Consider the following 18,957-nt stretch of genomic DNA (forward strand, 5'->3'; position numbering starts at 1 on the left):
AATGCTCTAGACACGGGCCGGATTTTGTCCGGGCGCAGCCGCCCGTGCCTCACCCAAGCGTCTGACTTTTCAGCCAATTCCGGCATCTCTCAAGAGGAAACGACAATGCGTGTCTACTACGATCGCGACGCCGATCTGAACCTGATCAAGGGCAAGAAGGTCGTCATCGTCGGCTACGGCAGCCAGGGCCATGCCCATGCGCTGAACCTGAAGGATTCCGGCGTCAAGGACGTCGCGATCGCGCTGCGCAAGGGCTCGGCCTCGGCCAAGAAGGCTGAAGGCGCCGGCTTCAAGGTGATGGAGGTCGCCGAGGCCGCCAAATGGGCCGACCTCGTGATGATGCTGACCCCGGACGAGCTGCAGGGCGACATCTACCGCGAGCACCTGCACGACAACATGAAGCAGGGCGCGGCGCTCGTGTTCGCGCACGGCCTCAACGTCCACTTCAACCTGCTCGACCCGCGCGCCGATCTCGACGTGCTGATGATCGCGCCGAAGGGCCCCGGCCACACCGTCCGCTCCGAGTACCAGCGCGGCGGCGGCGTGCCCTGCCTGATCGCGATCGCCAAGGATTCCTCGGGCAACGCCCATGACCTCGGCCTGTCCTACGCGTCGGCGATCGGCGGCGGCCGCGCCGGCATCATCGAGACCACCTTCAAGGAAGAGTGCGAAACCGACCTGTTCGGCGAGCAGGCGGTGCTGTGCGGCGGTCTGGTCGAGCTGATCAAGGCCGGCTACGAGACGCTGACGGAAGCCGGCTACGCGCCGGAGATGGCCTATTTCGAGTGCCTCCACGAGGTGAAGCTGATCGTCGACCTGATCTATGAAGGCGGCATCGCCAACATGAACTACTCGATCTCCAACACCGCCGAATATGGCGAGTACGTTACCGGACCGCGCATCATCACCCCCGAGACCAAGGCCGAGATGAAGCGTGTGCTCGACGACATCCAGTCCGGCCGCTTCGCCCGCGACTGGATGCTCGAGAACAAGGTCAACCAGTCCTCGTTCAAGGCCACCCGTGCCCGGCTCGCCCAGCACCCGATCGAGGAGGTCGGCGCCCGCCTGCGCGACATGATGCCCTGGATCAAGAAGGGCGCGCTGGTCGACAAGAGCAAGAACTGAGCTATCTGCTCGCGGGTCGGGACCTGCTGATAGCGCGTCTCGACCTGAACCACGATCGAGAGCCTCCGTCGGTTTCGGACGGAGGCTTTTTCGTAAACTGCAGCCGCCAGTCCCCGGCTTGAACCATCTCGACGAAGGGTGTCGCGGTTCAGTCGGCTGCGCGCTCTGCCAAATCAAGCAGCCTGCGGAACGGGACATCGCTCGAGCATGATGTGTTTGTGCGCAATCGCGCCTCGCGCACGCGTCCGATTCCGTGGCGAGCAGCTTCGAGATCAGCCCCGCTGTCACCCTCCCCTGGCGGGCAGGGCTATCGCATATGGAAATTCGGAGCGGCTCGACGAACGATGCTGCCGATCGTTTTCTCCGTGCCCGGACTTGTCCGGGCATCCACGTGGTTCTCAGCATGCCGAACGACGTGGATGGCCGGGACAGCCCGGCCATGACGCTGTGGAGATGGACCAGCGCAAAACTCCAATCGTCACATGCGATAGCCCTGCCCTGAAGGGGAGGGTGAGACTGAGCTCGCGGCGCCTTCTGTCATGATCATCGGAGGGGTATGGCGATTGAAGCATGATGCGTTTCCACGCGATCACATCATGCTCTAGATCTCCTCCTCCGCCCCTCCGTTCCTTCTCGATGTGTCATAGGCACGCTGCGCTCTTTCCAGTGCGGCGCCGTTGGCGAGCGACCAGTTGTAAAGTGCAGCAAAAGGTTCGCGTAGCGAGCAGCCAAGAGCAGTAATTGTGTACTCGACCCCGATCGGCTGCCCCGGCAGGACCTTGCGACTGACAAGGCCATTGCGCTCTAGACGCTTCAATGCCTCGGACAAGGCCTTGTGGGTGATGCCCTCCAGGCGGCGTTTGAGCTCGTTGAACCGCGCCGGCTGCGTGCAGAGGACGCTCAGGATGAGCACCGTCCACTTGTTGGCGATATGTTCGAGAATGGGTCGTGTCGCGGTGACATCAAGCGGCAGTTCGAGCACGTCTTTGGACATGGGTATACGCCTCGATATCTGAGCACCATCCGGTGCGTTCTTGTGATTAGATATAGGAATGATACCTGTTCGTCATCACTAGGGATGTGAGGACGTATGAGCAGGCTTTCAGGAAAAATCGTTGTCGTCGTCGGTGGCCACGGCGGTATCGGTGGCGCCATCGCAGAGAGGTTCGCAGCGGAAGGCGCCACGGTTTACGCCACAAGTCGTCGCGCCGAAGAGGGGGAGGTCGCGCTTGGGGCCGGCAGGCTGTGCGTGCGCCGCGTCGATGCTTCCGATTTGACCAAGCTCGCCGCCTTCTTCGACACGGTGAGCAGCGAAGCCGGACGGGTGGACGTGCTCGCTGTCAATGCCGGCATCTCCGAGTTCGCGACCCTCGACGACGTCAGCGAGGATCATTTCGACCGGACCTTCGGCCTCAATGTGCGCGCGCTGCTGTTTGCCGCCAAGGCTGCGACGGCGATCATGCCGGATGGTGGCTCGATCGTGTTGGTGGGCTCGATCGCCGACGCGATCGGGACCAAAGGCTATGGCGTCTACGGAGCCACCAAGGCCGCCGTGCGCTCGTTCGCACGGACCTGGGCCAACGAGCTGGCGCCCCGCAACATCCGCGTCAACGTCGTGGCGCCAGGACCAACCGACACCGCCATGATGGCGGCGGCGTCCGACGAGGTGCGCGAGACGCTGACGAAGCTGATCCCGCTCGGCCGTATGGCTCGTGCCGACGAAGTCGCCTCGGCCGCGCTGTTCCTCGCCAGCGACCAAAGCAGCTTCATCACCGGAGCCGAGCTCCCGGTGGACGGCGGCATGGCGCAGGTCTGATCCGCGCCGTCTGTCGAACGCCCGCGCGTCAAGGTTGCCATGGGCGCGCTGGGACGACCGGAGCGTGAGGTGGAGACGGCTTCTCACCCGTTGATGCTGGTCCGCTCAGGACACCGCGCGGCGTGATACGCGCGGTGTCAGCAGACCAACGATCTCGCAAGCCGCGACCAGGCCGACGAGCCAGGCGGCGCTGGTCAGGCCGAGGCGGGTGATGATCGGCAGCGTGAAGCTCGCGGCGCCGCCAAGTGCGGGCGTGGCGGCGAGCAGCACCAGCTCATAGGCAGCGTAGGCGCCAAGCAGGGCAGCGGCGAAGGCGAGTGGGGCCGGGCTGGAACGCAGGGCTCCCAGGGCCACGCGTGCGACGACGGTAGCCACCAGCGCAGCCGTGCCGATCACGGCGCCCCAGGCCAGCGTCGTGGCGTCGATCGGGTAGTGCAGGGCGCCGAAGCCGATGCCCTGGTTGACCATGAAGGCGCCGATAATCACCGGTAGCCCCGCGCGCAGCGGCAGCAGGGTGGCCGCGATCACCGCAAAGGCCGCGAACGGCGTCGCGCAGGCGAGCACCAGGCTCGCCAGCGCGCAAGCCGTTGTCAGCAGCACGAAGCAGAACGCCGCGGCATGGCGCTCCGGGACGGGCGCGAGGCGGGCCTCGGAACGGGAGCCTGGAACGTCGACAGCCATGAGACATCTCCTGTTGCTGCTATCCTAGTCCATCTGCGAGACCGCTGTCAGCCGCCTCGCATGATGGCGGAGCTTGCCCTGGCCATCCAAGTCCCGCGGTCATCTGCGAGGTGCTGCCCTCGCACGATCGGCTTGGCAAGGCAGCCCTCGCTGTCGGATGCTGGCGTGACTTGCGGGCGCGGTGACTTCTTTTGGTCTGAGCGTTGGGTTTGAGAGGCCGGGCTGCCTGCGATTCCCAAAGCTGTCGTCCCGGCCCTGAGCCGGGACCCATAGCCACCGACTGCCGTGTTGCGAACGACGGCGACCCAGACCTTGTTCGCCAACTCACATCACGCGGTATAGGTTCCGGCTCGAGGCCAGGACGACGGCGGAGTGTGAGCATACGTCGGGTATCTTATTGAGATGGAGTGCGAGCCCCCGCTCACTTCTCGACTTTGTTATGCACCATCCAGAACCGCAGCGTGCGCTGGGCGGTGTCGAGGGACAGGCGGCCGTAGTCGCGCTCGGCGAGCTTGAGGGTGTCGCTGTCGATGGCGTGCTTGATCGGGCGGTGGGTCAGGATCTTGGCCACCACCGACCAGGTCAGTCCGGCCGCGCGGCAGGGGATCAGCACGATGTCGGTGCGCGGTCCCTCCAGCACCTTGGCCATCATCTCGGTCGGCACGTTATTGAGCAGGCCGAGGGCGGCTGCGACCTCGCCGAAGCGGCGGGTCTCGGCGAAGAAGCCGATGGCGGAGTCGTTGAGCTCGTTCAAGCCCTTCATCCGCTTGACGGCCTCTTCGGCCAGCGAGAAGTCACGGCCGATCAGGCCGCCATCGCTGCGCGCGACGTCCGCGATCGCCTTGATGACCTTCTTGATCTCCTGCTGCAGCGCCGGCGGCGCCGAGGCCAACAGCTTGGTGCGCACGGAATCGGTAGCGCGGCGCAGCAGGTCGCGCAGATGCTTGTTGGGCAGGTCGACGCGCAGGCCGATGATCTCGGTCAGCTCGTCGTCGTCCTCGGCATGCGCCATCATCCCGGAATAGCCGGTCTCGGAGAACCGCGCGGTCTGGTTGTTGGCGAGCTTTCGGATGACGCGGATCTCACCGCGGTCGACGATGATGTCGGTGACGGCCTCGGTCAGATGCGGGCGGCTCGAGATCGCCATCAGGTGATCCTGGCCCTTGGTCTGCGCGACCTCGACTAGCGTGTGCTCGGTCAGCCGGGTCGAGTGCATCAGGACGTCCTTGGCGACCGAGATCTCGTCGTCGCGGGCGAGCTGCTGGATCACATCGACGGGAGCGTAGTCGACCGGCGCGAGATGCTTGCTGAGCTCGGCGCGCGCCCGGGTCTCGACTCGCGAGACCAGCATGCAGAGCACGTTGTCGAACACCTTGATCTGCTCCTCGGTGAGGCGTTCGCCGTCATGGAGGAACAGGTTGGTGACCTGGCGCAGGGTGTGGACGCGCTTCTCGGACGAGCCGCTGCGGACCGCGTCCTCGAGCTCGGTGATGATCGAGTTTTCTGAAGCTGGAAGCTGGTCTGGCTGATGCACGTTGACGCTCGTCTGCTCCGGGTGTCCGGGAGCGCGGCGATGCGGTCTGGTCCGCAGGAGCTCTCGGCGCGACCATTTTTCGAGACGGGCGATAACAATGTGTTAGGGAGGCGGGACGTAGTACACCGGGGAAACACGGATACGGAAAATTAACGTGAAGGCTGTAAGGCTCGGTTTGGAGCGCCATCTGCGCCTCAATCCAGTGCTGCCGGGCCGCTCAGCCGATGCCGCGGCCTTACGTCTCGTGGGCTCCGGTGAGAGACCGAAAGGTTAATGATCTCATAAGGTCATCGGCCGTCCTTCATCCGGTTTGCGCGCCTCCCACGATGTCACGTCAACTGTCATCTCCCCAAGCATCGAATTTTAAATCACATTCTTAGCGTGACCCGTTTCGATGGTGAGCGCGCCCGACGGCATGCCCTCCGGGTTCCCGAATTCCGGCAGAGGCGGGCCCGCGCCGGGGAGTGAAAACAGCGCCAGCATGAGGCCGCATCCCGTGCGATAATCGCCGCGCAAATCTCTGAGGTCGCCATGAAATCTGTCGTCATCACCGGAGCCTCCACCGGCATCGGCTACGCCTGTTCAAAGCTTCTGCTCGCACGCGGCTTCCGCGTGTTCGGCAGCGTTCGCAAGCCTGACGATGCCGCGCGGCTGCGCGCCGAGCTCGGCACGAGCTTCACGCCGCTGCTGTTCGATGTGACCGACGAGGCGGCAGTGAGGGCGTCGGCGCAGGAGGTGAGGGCGGCGCTCGATGGCGAGGCGCTCGCGGGGCTCGTCAACAATGCCGGCATCGCCGTCGCCGGTCCGGTGACGGAGCTGCCGATCGCGCAGTTTCGCCACCAGATGGAGGTCAACGTCATCGGCCCTGTCATCGCGACCCAGGCGTTCGCGCCGCTGCTCGGCGCCGACCCGGCAATGCGCGGAGAGCGCGGGCGGATCGTGATGATCAGCTCGGTCGCCGGGCGCAACGGCAATCCGCTGCTGGCGCCATATTCGACTTCGAAGCATGCGCTCGAAGGTCTGTCGGAAAGCCTGCGCCGCGAGCTGATGCTGTTCGGCATCGACGTCATCATCGTCGCACCCGGCGCGGTGAAGACGCCGATCTGGGGCAAGGCCGAGGAGGTCGACCTGACGCCCTATCAGACGTCGCCATTTTTCCCGGCGCTGCAGAAGATCCGCGGCTTCATGCTGCATCTCGCCAAGACCGGGCTGCCGCCCGAGACCATCGCCGAGCATGTCGTCGCGGCGCTGACGTCTCCGGCGCCGAAGGTGCGCGACGAGATCGCGCCTGATCCGCTGCGGCATGTGATCACGCGCCTGCTTCCGAAGCGGATGGTCGATCGCATCATCGCCAAGCGGCTCGGCCTGTTGCCGGTGACCAAAGCCTGATGCCGGTGGTGACCACGACCGGCAAGACCCAGGCGGAGCTCACCCGCCTGGTCGAGGACGCCATCCGTGCCGAGCCGGGCTGCGAGACCGCACGCGTGCCCGCCGTGCTGGCGCTCGAGGTGCGCAGCGGCCGCAACTGGGAGATCCCGCACGTCATCCTCGGCGACAGCCTGATCAGCGATGTCGACCGCGCCGTGATGAGCGTGCAGCGCCGGCTCGGGCGGGAGTTTCACCTGACGGAGGATCATGCGGCGGAGACGGCATCGGACTCGTCCGACGCACCATGTCGGGCAGCGGATGGGTCCTGACGGCTTGCGTCGCGGTCGCGCGAATCAAGCGCAGGCACACGCATGCCTGGGTGTGGGAAACCGGCGACACCGGGCGGCAAGTCGTGATCGTCGCGCAGCTTTGAATGCGGCGCTGGACGAGGTGTAAGCCGCGGAATTGACTCGCGTATCGGATTGGCTGCAGGCGCGATGCCCCGGTTGTGCAGGATTTGCGTGTCGTATTTTACCCATGATTGGTTTTTTCGATGCAGCTTTCCGCGGGGGCATTGGAATGTTCGATCATCAATTCTTTGGCGGGCTCGCTCACGACCAGATTGCGCTGCTGTTCATGGCCGCTGCGGCGAAGGCGCCGCGCCGGGCCGCGGTGCGCATGCCGACACGGGTCGCCGGCATCACTGCGTGCCTTCTCGTCGTCGTGACCATCATCATGGCCTGCTACATCGCGCATCTGGAATTGACCGGGCTGCGCGCCGCCGGCCAGGTGATCGCGATCCGGGTCGACGCTGCGGGTCTCGATCGGGAGCCGACCTATTATCCGGTGATCGAGTTCGCCGCCGCGTCCGGTGCGCTGCTGCGCTTCGAGGATTTCGGCGGCAGCTCGCCGCGCTATCGCGTCGGCGATCCGGTCCCGGTGTTGTATCGCGGCGACGAGGCGTCGCTGTTTGCCATCGTCGATCGCGATCGCAGCTCGAACCTGCTGCTTCCATTGTTGCCGCTCTGCGCAGCGCTGTGGTTCGGCTGGCCGTTCGTGCGCCGCGTCCGGCTGCGTCTGCCGGTCATGGCACCGGGCCGCGCAGCACCGCAGGCGGTGCGCGGTGCGATGCGGTCGCGGCGACGAATGATGAACGTTTGACACCAGCGCGCGGCCGCAGGCCGTCGCTGCGACGCGAGAACGCACAAGTCGCACTCCGTGCAAATCCGGAGTGTTGTTATTTGTGACGATTTCATTACGGTCGCATGACAGGATTTGATGTCCTTGATCTGCCGGCATGCGCCGGCGAAGGACGTCGCCTGATCGACCGCCCGATGTCCCTGACGCCGAATCACGAACCGATCACGACGCTCACCGCGGGGAGCGCCACCCGCTCAGCCGCGGTGCGGTTCTCCGCCGTGGCGGCGCCGCATGTGGCCGCGCTGGCCCTGATGCTGCACACCGAGACCGATTTCGGCTCGCGGCTCGGCTTTCTGCTGGCCTGGGGCATCCTCAACGGCTTCTGGCTGGTGCTGCTGCGGCGCCCTGCGGTGTCGGGCGCGTTGGCGCTGACCATGGTCGTGGTGCTGGTGCTGCTGTCGCAGCTCAAGCATGCCGTCGTCCAGATGACCGCGAACTTCGTCGACGTGATGCTGATCGACCATGACAGCGCGGCCTTCCTGTTCACGATCTTCCCGAACCTGAAGCTCTCGGTGCTGGTGGCGGCGGCGGTCGTGCTGCCGCTGATGGGCCTGTTGTGGTGGGCCGATCCGTTTCGCGTGCCGCGGCTGCCGGCGCTGGCCGGCAAGCTCGCCTGTCTGGCTGCGCTGACGCTGTATTCGCTCAACTGGCGCGACGAGGCGTGGCGTGGCTATTACGACGACGGCTATCTCTCGAAGTTCGCGCGCTCCGGCGTGACAGCCGTGTCGGACTTTCTCGCCAACGGCTTCATGGAGTCCGATGCGACGGCCGACCGCAAGCTGGCAGCCTTCGTCCCGGATTCCTGCCATCCCGCGGGCCGGCGGCCGAACATCGTGCTGATCCATGACGAGTCGAGCTTCGATATCCGCTCGGCTGACGGCATCAAAGTGCCGGACGGCTATGGCAGCCACTTCAAGTCGTTCGACGGCAAGGCGCGGCAATTCATGGCCGAGAGCAATGGCGGGCCGAGCTGGTTCACCGAGTACAACGTGCTTGCCGGCCTGTCGTCGCGCTCGTTCGGCCGCTTCGCCTATTTCGTGACGCGGATCGCCTCGGGGCGCGTCGAGCGTGGCCTGCCGCTGGCGCTGCGCAATTGCGGCTACGACACCGTGTCGCTGTATCCCGCGCATGGCGCCTTCATGAGCGCGCGCAGCTTCCAGACCACGGTCGGCGTCGACCGCTTCCTCGACGCGCGCGATCTCGGCGCCAAGGGTGTCGAGCCCGACGGCTTCTTCTACGACGCCGCGCTCGATTTGATGCAGCAGCGGCAGCGCAACAAGCCGCTGTTCATGTTCGTCTATCTCGCGGCCAACCATTTTCCCTGGGAGACGACGTTCCGTCCCGACCTGACGCCGTCCTGGCGTGCGCCCGGCAATGGGCCTGCAATCGACGAATATCTGCGCCGCCAGGCGATGAGCGCGTCGGACTATCAGCGCTTCCTCGCCAATCTGAAGAAGCGCTTCGGCGACCAGCCGTTCCTGATCGTGCGCTATGGCGATCACCAGCCGGAGTTCTCGCCGCACATCCTCGATCCCAAGCTCGACGAGGCCGGCATCGGCGCGAAGCTCGAAAGCTACGATCCGCGCTACTACCAGACCTATTACGCCGTCGATGCCGTCAATTTCGAGCCGCGCCCAAGCGGCGTCGTGATAGACAAGATCGACGCCGCCTATCTGCCGCTGGTCACCCTGGAGGCCGCCGGCATTCCGCTCGACCCCTCCTTCGCCGAGCAGAAGGACATCATGCTCCGCTGCAAGGGCGTGTTCTACGCCTGCGGCGATGGCGCCGAGGCCCGCCGCTTCAACCGCATGCTGATCGACGCCGAGCTGATCCGCGGCCTGTGAGGGACTGCTGCTGAGGCCTCACGGCATTGCGACGTCCGTCCTCCGATCGGAGGATTGCGGCGGCCGCCGCGCTGGGCTACCGCTGGCTTCCGTTCAATCGGGAGGTCCGACATGCCCACATCCGTCAAGGAGCTGATGGCCGCCGCCAACGCCGCGGTGCCGAAGATCACGCCGGCCGAGGCCCAGGCGATGATTGCTGCTGGCAATACGCTGGTGCTCGACGTGCGCGATGCGCCGGAGATCGAGAAGAGCGGCAAGATCGAAGGCGCCCACCACGTCTCGCGCGGCATGCTCGAATTCCGCGCCGATCCGGACTCGCCGTATCACGACAAGGCGTTTGCGAAGGACAAGAGCATCATCCTGTATTGCGCGTCCGGCGGACGCTCGGCGCTGTCGGGAAAGACGCTCAAGGATCTCGGCTACGACAAGGTGTTCAACGTCGGCGCGTTCAAGGACTGGGCCGAGAGCGGCGGCGCGATCGAGAAGCCGATCGAGCCGGGGATGTAAGCCATCTCGAAGGCCGCGCCCGTTGTGAGATCAATCTGGTCGCCGCGATCTCCTTTCACCTCTCCCCGCCGGGGAGAGGTCGGCGCGCAGCGCCGGGTGAGGGGGCTTGCGCCGCGATTTTGACCTGATCCCCTCACCCGGATTGCATCTTGCGATGCACTCCGACCTCTCCCTTCGGGAGAGGTGAAGACGGGCTTACTTCGAAATCTTGCTCCGCAGCCAGCGCGCGACCGCCTGTGGCGAAGACTCCGCGTCGCTTCCGGAAGCGCGCAGATTGGCTTGCTGCATCGTCGCGATGTCGATGCGGCCGAGCAGGGGACGCAATGCTTCTTGCAATGCGCGGTCATCGCTGCGCCTCGGTGACAGCAGCAGAATCGCGTCGTAAGGCGGGATCGCATGCTTGGGATCGTCGAGCACGACGAGATCGTATTTCGCGATCAGCCCGTCGCTGGTGTAGCCGGCGATGACGTCGACCTCGCCCGAGGCGACCGCGGCATACATGAAGTCCGGCTGCATCTGGCGCTGGGCGCGGAAGGCGAGGCCATAGGCGTCGCGCAAGGCGGCCCATTCCGGCCGGGAGAAGAACTCGTAGTCACCGGCGATCGACATGCCGGATGTATGGCGCGTGAGGTCCTCGATCGAGCGGATGCCGAGCGCCTCGGCCTTCTTGCGCGGCATCACCAGCGCATAGGCGTTCTCGAAGCCGAGCTCGCCGAGCAGGGTGACCTTGTCCTTGGCGAGATCCTGCTTCAAGGCGGCGAGCAGCGCCTCGCGCGGCAACTGCTCGGTGCGATGAAACTGGTTGGCCCACAGCGTGCCGGAGTAATCGACATAGGCATCGATGTCGCCGTTCCTCAGCGCCTCATAGATCACGCTGGAGCCGAGCCCCGCGCGCGACGTGGCCGTGAGGCCCGCGGCCTGCAGCCGCTCGCTGATCAGGGCCGACAGCACATATTGCTCGGTGAAGGTTTTTGCGCCGATCACATAGCGCGCGGAGGTGCCGGCGAGCGAAGGCAGCAGGCTTACCGCGACCATCAGCGCGATCGTCGCCGTGCCGAGTCCCACCCGCGCGCGGCTGCGCCTGCGCAGCCCGTTCTCGATCAGCGCCAGCAACTGATCGACCACCAGCGCCAGCACCGCGGCGGCGACGCAACCGAATACGACCAGCACCCAGTTCTGCGTCTGCAGCCCTGCGAAGATGTAGTTGCCGAGCGAAGTCTGGCCGATCGGCGTCGACAAGGTCGCCGTGCCGATCACCCACACCGCGGCGGTGCGGATGCCCGCCATGATAACCGGCAGCGCCAGCGGCAGCTCGACCATGGTCAGCGCCTGGCGTTCGTTCATGCCGACGCCCTTGGCGGCCTCGATCAGGCCGGGCGTCGACGCCATCAAGTCCGGTGATGGTGTTGCGCAGCACCGGCAGCATCGAATACAGCGCCAGCGCCAGCACCGCCGGCAGGAAGCCGAACGCCGAGAACGACAGGCCGAACCAGCGCAGGCTCAGCGCCGCCAGCGCCAGCAGCAGCGGATAGAACAACGCCAGCAGCGCCAGACCGGGCACGGTCTGCACCACGCTGGCGAGGCCGAGCAGCAGATTGCGCAGCGACGGTGTGTTGCGCGCGAGCAGCGCCAGAGGAAAGCTGATCACGAGGCCGAGCGCCAGCGCGGCGATGCTGACGCGCAGATGACTGCCGAGATAATCGGCGAGATGCGACAGCGCCTCGGCCAAGCGCGGATCGGACAACAGGCTCATGCGGCGCCGCCTTCGGGCAGCAGCGCTGCGAGCCGTACAGCCTGGCGCCGCGGCGTCGACATCAGCTCCGTCACATACGGCTCGCGGCTGGCTGCGAGCTCCGCCGCCGTGCCGACCTCGGCCAGGCGGCCCGTCCGCATCACCGCAATGCGGTCGGCCAAGAGCAGCGCCTCGGTGATGTCATGGGTGATCATCAGCGTGGTCAGTCCGAGCTTGTCGTGCAGCGCGCGATAGTCGTGGCCCAAGGCATCGCGCGTCAGCGGATCGAGCGCGCCGAACGGCTCGTCCATCAGCACGATGCGGGGCTTGGCGGCGAGCGCGCGGGCGACGCCGACGCGCTGGCGCTGGCCGCCGGAGAGCTCGTCGGGCATACGGTCGCGGTAGGCCTTGCGATCGAGCTGCACGAGGTCGAGCAACTCGTCGACGCGGGCGGCGATCTCGTGGACCGGCGTGCCCTGCAGCTTTGGGGTGATGCCGATATTGGCCGCAACCGTCATGTGTGGAAATAGCGCGCCGTTCTGGAAGACATTGCCGATGCGCCGTCGCAGGGCGACCGGCTCGAGACCGCCGATGTCCTCGCCGCCGATGCGGATCGTGCCGCCGTCCGGCGCGATCAGGCGGTTGGTGAGCCGCAGCAGCGTCGTCTTGCCCGAGCCGGAGCCGCCGACGATCGCCAGGAGCTCGCCATCGGCGATGTCGAGCGAGACGTCGTCCACCGCGACCACCGGACCAGGGAAAGTCTTGCGGACGTGATCATAGGTGATGAGGGGCGTGCGCGGCATGCGGCCTTTCGGGGCGAGGGGCCTCGGCTCCAGACCTAGCACGTCCGCGGGCTGCGTTGAACTTCACGGCGCAAGCGGCTAAGCCGTCCGGGCCAATTTCGGGGAGGAACTTGGACGTGACGCAGTCAACGGCCGCCGCGGTCTCGCTTGAGGGGACGACGGTCGCATTCCGTCTTGCCGGCGGGCGCACCTATACCGCCGTCGAGACGGCTCAACTGAGCGTCGAGGACGGCGAGTTCGTCGCCATCGTCGGGCCGACCGGCTGCGGCAAGTCCACGCTTCTTAACGTTGCGGCGGGGCTGCTGAAGCCCGCGGCCGGCCAGGTGCGCATCTTCGGCCAGCCGCTGGCGGGGCTCAATCGCGAGGCGGGCTACCTGTTCCAGGCCGATGCGCTGTTTCCCTGGAAGACGGCGCTGGAGAACGTCGCGATCGGCCTCGAGGTCGCGGGCACGTCCCCGACTGAAGCCGCAGCCAAGGCGCAGCAATGGCTGACGTCGGTCGGCCTCGGTGCCTTCGGCAACCGCTATCCGCATATGCTGTCGGGCGGCCAACGCAAGCGCGTCGGCCTCGCCCAGGTGCTGATCCGCAATCCCCGCATCATCCTGATGGACGAGCCGTTCGGGCCCTTGGACGCGCAGACGCGGCAGATCATGGGCAATCTGCTGCTCGACCTCTGGAATGCTGACCGCAAGGCGGTGCTGTTCGTCACCCATGACCTGGAAGAGGCGATCGCGCTCGCCGACCGCGTCGTCATCATGTCGGCCGGACCCGCCTCGCGCATCATCGGTGACTGGCGCGTGACCCTGCCGCGCCCGCGCGACATCTTCGAGGTGCGCATGAAGCACGAGTTCCACGAGCTGCATCGCGAGATCTGGCAGACGCTGAAGGCCGAGGTCGAGAAGACCTACAAGCAGGCGGAGGCGGTGTGATGGTGGCGCGCGTGATAGCGGCAGTGGCGCGGTCAACGATGAGAGCTCAGCTTTCTCCGCTCGTACAGTGCTCTCCCTCCCCCCTTGTGGGGGAGGGGCGGGGAGGGGGGTACCCCGCAAAGACTGTCGGTTGGAGCACCCCCCTCCCCAGCCCTCCCCCACAAGGGGGGAGGGAGCAGAGCAGTGCGCGACGCTGCGATCTCGCGTCCCTCATGCACATGGAAGCAGCATGATGTCGCGTGTCACCCTGCTCGCGCTGCAACTGCTCGTCGCGATCGTTGCCATCGCGTTGTGGCAGTTCTTCGCCACCGTCCCGGTGTTCGGCCGCATCCTGCTGCCGCCGTTCTTCTTCTCCAACCCGGTCGATGTGTTTGCCCAGGTCGTCAAATGGTTCGCGACCGGCGCGATCTGGAAGCATCTTGCGATCACCCTGTGGGAATCGATCCTCGCGTTCGCGATCGGCTCGCTCGGCGGCGTGCTGGTCGGCTTCTGGTTCGCGCGCAAGCCGCTGGTCGCCGCCGTGTTCGATCCCTACGTCAAGATGGCCAACGCGCTGCCGCGCGTGGTGCTGGCGCCGATCTTCACGCTGTGGCTGGGCCTCGGCATCTGGTCCAAGGTCGCGCTCGGCGTCACCTTGGTGTTCTTCATCGTCTTCTTCAACGTCTATCAGGGCGTGAAGGAGGTCTCGACCGTGGTGCGCGACAACGCGCGCATGCTGGGCATGAGCGAGCGGCAACTGATGCGCCACGTCTATTGGCCGTCGGCGCTGTCCTGGATGTTCTCGTCGCTGCACACCTCGGTCGGCTTCGCCGTGGTCGGCGCCGTCGTCGGCGAATATCTCGGCTCGGCCGCGGGCCTCGGCTATCTCATTCAGCAGGCCGAGGGCGTGTTCGACGTCGCCGGCGTGTTCGCCGGCATGTTCGTGCTGTCGGCCTTCGTCATCATCATCGACATCGGCGTGACGCTGGTGGAACGGCGGCTGCTGGTGTGGCGCCCCGATGCGGCGGATGGACGATGATGTGCGCGGTGGTTCCACAGCCACCGCTGTCGTCCCCGCGAACGCGGGGACCCATATGTGGACGGCCCCCGTGGCACAAGAGCTTCGTTGAGGTTCGACCAGATCGCTTGCATCCATATGTCCGGCCTTTGGGTGCGGCCTTTCGGACCGCTGGCCAAGATGGTTTCCGCGACACGAGTTCCAATCAACCACGCGACCTTGTTCAGCCAATGGGTCCCACGGAATTCCTCGCATCTCGGTTCGATCGATCGCACCATCTCCTCTGCTCTTGCAGCTCCGGTTCGGCCGGTGGGATAGCCCTCCGGTCAGCCGAAAACTTTTGTTTGTTACGCGGCGGCCGCGACGGGGGCCTTCGCCAGGCCAGCCAGTCGAGCCGCATCAAAGGTCTCGCCCGTGGTCATCAGCTTCCACGCGATGCGCGCCATCTTGTTGGCAAGCGCTACCGCGGCAAGCTTCGCCGACTTGCGTTTCAACAGATCGATGAGCCAGGCAGGCCCTTTTCCCTTCGCCTTGGCGACCTGGACGACCGCGGTTGCGCCCACCACGAGCAGTTGGCGCAATCGCTCGTCGCCTGCCCGCGTGATCTTGCCGAGCCGGGTCTTTCCTGCGGTCGAATGATCCCTTGGCGTAAGGCCGAGCCAGGCTGCGAACAGTCGGCCGGAGCGGAAGGCGTGGGGATCTGGCGCCTTCATCACCAACGCCGCGGCAGTGATGGGACCGATGCCCGGGATCTGTGCCAGACGCCGGCTCAAGGCATTGGCGCGGTGCCAGGCGAGAAGCTTGGCATCGATCGCCTTCAAATCCCCCTGGACGCGCGCGTATTCGCTGGCCTGCATCGCAAACAGCTCCCGCGCCGGCTCTGGCACGCTTTCGTCCTGTTCGATCGTGGTCAGCAACGAGGCGAGCTTGTCGAGTCCTTTGGCCACGGTCAGGCCGAACTCAGCCGCGTAACCACGGATCATGTTGCTCAGCTGGGTGCGACGGGCGACCAGTTGCTCCCGGATGCCCAGCAGCATCAAGGCGGCCTGCTGATCCGCCGTCTTGACCGGCACATAACGCATCCGTGGCCGGCTCGAGGCCTCGCACAGCCCCTCTGCGTCCCGACCATCGTTCTTGTTGCGCTGAACGTACGGCTTCACCAGCTGCGGTGCGATCAGCTTGACCGTATGGCCCAGCTTGCCGAGCTCCCGCGCCAAGTGGTGAGATGCCCCACAGGCCTCTATCACCACCACTGTCGGCGGCAAATCGGCGTAGAACTTCAACATCGCCTTACGCGACAGCTGCTTGCGCAGCACCACACGCTCTTCCGCATCCACCCCGTGCAGCTGAAAAATATACTTCGACGTATCCATTCCAATGCGGATAATCTGGCTCACGGACGGCTCCCTGGTATGAGACTTCGACAACCTCATTCTGGCACAACTGATGCCGTAGGGGGCCGTCCACACCATCAACCACAGGGAGTGGTTTTGGGCACGCAGGACGACCAATCTTTTCCCACCGCGACATCACGCGGTATGGGTTCCTGCGTTCGCAGGGACGACAGCGGAGGTTGGCGCGACCATCTCGCCTTCTCATTCAAACCACGCCGTCATAATCTGACCGACACGAACGGAGGAAACACATGAACAAGATCATCGGCCGGGTCACCGGCGCGCTGCTGGCGCTGACGCTGAGCACGGGGCTTGCGTCCGCGGCGAGCAAGGTGACCATCGCGGTCGGCGGCGGCGCCTGCCTGTGCTATCTGCCGACAGTGCTGGCCAAACAGCTCGGCGAATACGAGAAGGCCGGGCTCGATGTCGAGCTGGTCGACCTCAAGGGCGGCTCGGATGCGCTGAAGGCCGTGCTCGGCGGCAGCGCCGACGTCGTCTCCGGCTATTTCGATCATTGCGTCAATCTCGCTGCCAAGAAGCAGGAGATGCAATCCTTCGTCGTGTACGACCGCTATCCCGGCCTGGTGCTGGTCGTCGCACCGTCGCACAACAAGGAGATCAACTCGGTCAAGGATCTCGCAGGCAAGAAGGTCGGCGTCAGCGCGCCGGGCTCCTCGACCGACTTCTTCCTGAAGTACATGCTGAAGAAGAACGGGCTCGATCCCACGGGCACTGCCGTGATCGGCGTCGGCCTCGGCGCCACCGCGGTGGCGGCCATGCAGCAGGGGCAGATCGACGCGGCCGTGATGCTCGATCCCTCGGTCACGGTGCTGCAGGGCGCCTATCCGGACCTCAAGATCCTCTCTGACACCCGCACCCAGCACGACACGCTCGAGGTGTTCGGTGGCGAATATCCGGGCGGTGCGCTGTATTCGACGGTGGCCTGGATCGCCGGCCATGAGAAGGAGACGCAGGCGCTGACGAATGCGATCGTTGCGACGCTCGGTTGGATCCACGCGCATACGCCGGAGGAGATCATGGCCAAGATGCCGGAGGAGCTGGTCGGCAAGGACAAGGCGCTGTATCTCGCCGCGCTGAAGAACACGATCCCGATGTATTCGCAGACCGGCAAGATGGACCCGAAGGGCGCCGATGCCGTGCTCGCCGTGTTCTCGACCGGCTCGCCTGAGGTCGCCAAGGCCAATATCGACGTCAGCAAGACCTTCACCAACAAGTTCGTCGAGCAGGCGAAGGGTGCGAAATAGCGGGATGACAGACGTTGTCATCCACCGCGTCACCACGCTCGACCTCAAGGTCGAGCCGTGGGACTGGCCGTTCGCACGCGAGCGCCGCGACGACATCGCGGCGCATTTCGCCGAGCGGCAGCGCGAGAAGCCTGGCCTGTGGAACGGGCGCATCCTGCTCGGACGTGAGGCCCGCTTCGATCACGGGCAGTTCTCCGCGCGCTATTTCGAGACGGATTTCGCCAGCCTCTTGGCATGGCGCGACTGGGGCTTTCCGGACCGCACCGCCTTCAACGGCTTCGGCATGGGCGCGCTGCGCTCCAGTGACGGCGCCTTCGTGCTCGGCGAGATGGGCGCGCACACCGCCAATGCCGGCCGGCTGTATTTCCCGGCCGGCACGCCGGATCTCGACGACGTCGACGGCAGCACGCTCGATCTTGCGTCCAACGTCGCGCGTGAGGTCGAGGAGGAGACCGGGCTGACCCCGGCGGACTATCAGGCGGCCGCGCATTGGGACTGCGTCGTGACCGGCGCCTCGGTCGCCCTGATGCGTGTGCTCGACGTGGCCGAGACCGGCGAGGTCCTGCAGCGTCGGATCGAAGCCAATCTCGCCGCGCAGGATGAGCCGGAACTCGCAGGCGTCCGGCTGGTTCGGAGCAGGGACGATCTGACGGCAGCGATGCCGCGCTTCGTCACCGCCTTTCTCGAAACCCAGTTCAGCGCCGGAGAGTCGTCTGCATGAGCAAGAAAGCCCGCTCGCTTGCCACCGAGCTCGATCCCTATATCTCGCCGTTCCGGATCGACGGCGGGCACAAGTTTCATCTCAAGTCGCATAAGACCAAGGTGAAGGGCGGACTCGACAAGGAGCAGGGCGAGGCGATCATCGAGCAGAACCGCCAGCGGCTCGCCGACTTCCAGGAGAAGCTCTACGCGCAGGACCGCTGGTCGGTGCTGGTGCTGCTGCAGGGCATGGATGCCTCCGGCAAGGACAGCGCGATCAAGAGCATCTTCGAGGGTGTCAATCCGCAGGGCTGCGAGGTGACCTCGTTCAAGCAGCCGACCTCGAAGGAGCTCGACCACGACTTCATGTGGCGCACGGTTCTGGCGCTGCCCGAGCGCGGCCGCATCGGCATCTTCAACCGCTCCTATTACGAGGAATGCCTGGTCACGCGCGTGCATCCGGAAGTCCTGAAAGCAGAGAAGCTGCCGCCAAAACTCGTCACCAAGAACATCTGGCGCGAGCGCTTCGAGGACATCTCCGCCTTCGAGCGCTACCTCACGCGCAACGGCACGGTGATCCTGAAGTTCTTCCTCAACATCTCCAAGGAGGAGCAGCGCGAGCGCTTTCTCGACCGGCTGGAGGAGCCGGCGAAGAACTGGAAGTTCTCGATGGGCGACGTCACCGAGCGCGCCAAGTGGCAGCGCTACCAGGCGGTCTATCAGGACATCGTGCGCCACACCTCGACGCCTTACGCGCCGTGGCACGTCGTGCCGGCCGATCACAAATGGTTCGCCCGCGTCGTCATCGGCTCGACCATCGTCGCCGCGCTCGAAGGCCTCGACCTGCATTTTCCGCGCGTCGATCCGGCGTCGCGCGACGAGTTCAAGGCAGTGCGCAAGGCGCTGGAGAGCGACGGCAAGGGCGGGAAGACGGGCCGCAGCTAGAGCGATGTTCGTTGTTGAATGAAAGCACTTGCCGCGATCTCCGTCACCTCTCCCCGTCGGCGAGAGGTCGGCGCGAAGCGCCGGGTGAGGGGGCTGCGAGACAAAATGTAACCCCTCA

17 protein-coding genes and 1 pseudogene are annotated in these 18,957 nt (G+C 65.5%); 12 read left to right on the top strand and 6 right to left on the bottom strand.

Annotated elements, in window-relative coordinates; genetic code table 11:
- Positions 1-105: 105 nt before the first annotated feature.
- Positions 106-1,125, top strand: a complete 1,020-nt coding sequence (gene ilvC / locus ACVILH_RS15265; RefSeq protein WP_006613763.1) for a ketol-acid reductoisomerase — start codon at positions 106-108, stop codon at positions 1,123-1,125.
- Between the two features lie 601 nt (positions 1,126-1,726).
- Here the strand turns inward: ilvC and ACVILH_RS15270 are convergent.
- Complete coding sequence (locus ACVILH_RS15270; protein WP_456713627.1) at positions 1,727-2,119, bottom strand: winged helix-turn-helix transcriptional regulator; 393 nt, start codon at positions 2,117-2,119, stop codon at positions 1,727-1,729.
- Between the two features lie 96 nt (positions 2,120-2,215).
- On the opposite strand from ACVILH_RS15270, the gene ACVILH_RS15275 reads away from it, so the two are divergent.
- The gene (locus ACVILH_RS15275; RefSeq protein WP_456713628.1) at positions 2,216-2,941 is read left to right on the top strand and encodes an SDR family NAD(P)-dependent oxidoreductase; all 726 of its coding nucleotides are present in this window, start codon (positions 2,216-2,218) and stop codon (positions 2,939-2,941) included.
- Positions 2,942-3,046: 105 nt separating this feature from the next.
- On the opposite strand, the gene ACVILH_RS15280 is transcribed toward ACVILH_RS15275, so the two are convergent.
- Entirely contained in the window at positions 3,047-3,622 is a 576-nt protein-coding gene (locus ACVILH_RS15280; protein WP_456713629.1) for a hypothetical protein, read from the bottom strand.
- A gap of 421 nt (positions 3,623-4,043) precedes the next feature.
- Positions 4,044-5,156, bottom strand: coding sequence for a DUF2336 domain-containing protein (locus tag ACVILH_RS15285; protein ID WP_456713630.1), 1,113 nt, complete (start codon positions 5,154-5,156; stop codon positions 4,044-4,046).
- 531 nt (positions 5,157-5,687) lie between these two features.
- Here ACVILH_RS15285 and ACVILH_RS15290 point away from each other — a divergent pair.
- From ACVILH_RS15290 to ACVILH_RS15310, 5 genes are all read left to right on the top strand, one after another.
- A complete protein-coding gene (locus tag ACVILH_RS15290; protein ID WP_456713631.1) occupies positions 5,688-6,545 on the top strand; it encodes an SDR family oxidoreductase in 858 nt (285 codons plus the stop codon).
- Complete coding sequence (locus ACVILH_RS15295; protein WP_456713632.1) at positions 6,545-6,853, top strand: hypothetical protein; 309 nt, start codon at positions 6,545-6,547, stop codon at positions 6,851-6,853. Before ACVILH_RS15290 ends, ACVILH_RS15295 begins: the two co-directional genes overlap by 1 nt.
- Positions 6,854-7,103: 250 nt before the next feature.
- Positions 7,104-7,685 carry a DUF3592 domain-containing protein gene (locus ACVILH_RS15300; RefSeq protein WP_456713633.1) on the top strand — a complete coding sequence of 194 codons (582 nt, stop codon included), beginning with the start codon at positions 7,104-7,106 and terminating at the stop codon, positions 7,683-7,685.
- Between the two features lie 173 nt (positions 7,686-7,858).
- Positions 7,859-9,568, top strand: a complete 1,710-nt coding sequence (locus tag ACVILH_RS15305) for a sulfatase-like hydrolase/transferase (RefSeq protein ID WP_456713634.1) — start codon at positions 7,859-7,861, stop codon at positions 9,566-9,568.
- A gap of 111 nt (positions 9,569-9,679) precedes the next feature.
- Positions 9,680-10,075 carry a rhodanese-like domain-containing protein gene (locus ACVILH_RS15310; RefSeq protein WP_456713635.1) on the top strand — a complete coding sequence of 132 codons (396 nt, stop codon included), beginning with the start codon at positions 9,680-9,682 and terminating at the stop codon, positions 10,073-10,075.
- Positions 10,076-10,270: 195 nt separating this feature from the next.
- On the opposite strand, the pseudogene ACVILH_RS15315 reads toward ACVILH_RS15310, so the two are convergent.
- Together ACVILH_RS15315 and ACVILH_RS15320 are read right to left on the bottom strand one after the other, a co-directional pair.
- Positions 10,271-11,828 (bottom strand): annotated as a pseudogene (locus ACVILH_RS15315) (glycine betaine ABC transporter substrate-binding protein).
- Complete coding sequence (locus ACVILH_RS15320) at positions 11,825-12,610, bottom strand: ATP-binding cassette domain-containing protein (RefSeq protein WP_456713636.1); 786 nt, start codon at positions 12,608-12,610, stop codon at positions 11,825-11,827. The pseudogene ACVILH_RS15315 and the gene ACVILH_RS15320 overlap by 4 nt, the downstream one beginning before the upstream one ends.
- A gap of 116 nt (positions 12,611-12,726) precedes the next feature.
- Between ACVILH_RS15320 and ACVILH_RS15325 the strand changes: the two genes are divergently transcribed.
- Entirely contained in the window at positions 12,727-13,539 is an 813-nt protein-coding gene (locus tag ACVILH_RS15325; RefSeq protein WP_456713637.1) for an ABC transporter ATP-binding protein, read from the top strand.
- Between the two features lie 232 nt (positions 13,540-13,771).
- Entirely contained in the window at positions 13,772-14,557 is a 786-nt protein-coding gene (locus ACVILH_RS15330; protein ID WP_456716986.1) for an ABC transporter permease, read from the top strand.
- Positions 14,558-14,883: 326 nt separating this feature from the next.
- On the opposite strand, the gene ACVILH_RS15335 is transcribed toward ACVILH_RS15330, so the two are convergent.
- A complete protein-coding gene (locus ACVILH_RS15335) occupies positions 14,884-15,933 on the bottom strand; it encodes an IS110 family RNA-guided transposase (RefSeq protein ID WP_456711532.1) in 1,050 nt (349 codons plus the stop codon).
- 248 nt (positions 15,934-16,181) lie between these two features.
- Here ACVILH_RS15335 and ACVILH_RS15340 point away from each other — a divergent pair, with 248 nt between their 5' ends.
- Genes ACVILH_RS15340 through ACVILH_RS15350 form a run of 3 tightly spaced genes read left to right on the top strand, consistent with a single transcriptional unit; the run spans position 16,182 to position 18,839 of the window.
- Positions 16,182-17,195, top strand: coding sequence for an ABC transporter substrate-binding protein (locus tag ACVILH_RS15340; RefSeq protein WP_456713638.1), 1,014 nt, complete (start codon positions 16,182-16,184; stop codon positions 17,193-17,195).
- A gap of 4 nt (positions 17,196-17,199) precedes the next feature.
- On the top strand, positions 17,200-17,916 hold the full coding sequence (locus tag ACVILH_RS15345; protein WP_456713639.1) for an NUDIX hydrolase: 717 nt from the start codon (positions 17,200-17,202) through the stop codon (positions 17,914-17,916).
- On the top strand, positions 17,913-18,839 hold the full coding sequence (locus ACVILH_RS15350) for a polyphosphate kinase 2 family protein (RefSeq protein WP_456713640.1): 927 nt from the start codon (positions 17,913-17,915) through the stop codon (positions 18,837-18,839). Before ACVILH_RS15345 ends, ACVILH_RS15350 begins: the two co-directional genes overlap by 4 nt.
- The last annotated feature ends 118 nt before the right edge of the window (positions 18,840-18,957 follow it).

Source organism: Bradyrhizobium sp. USDA 4353, assembly GCF_054063215.1.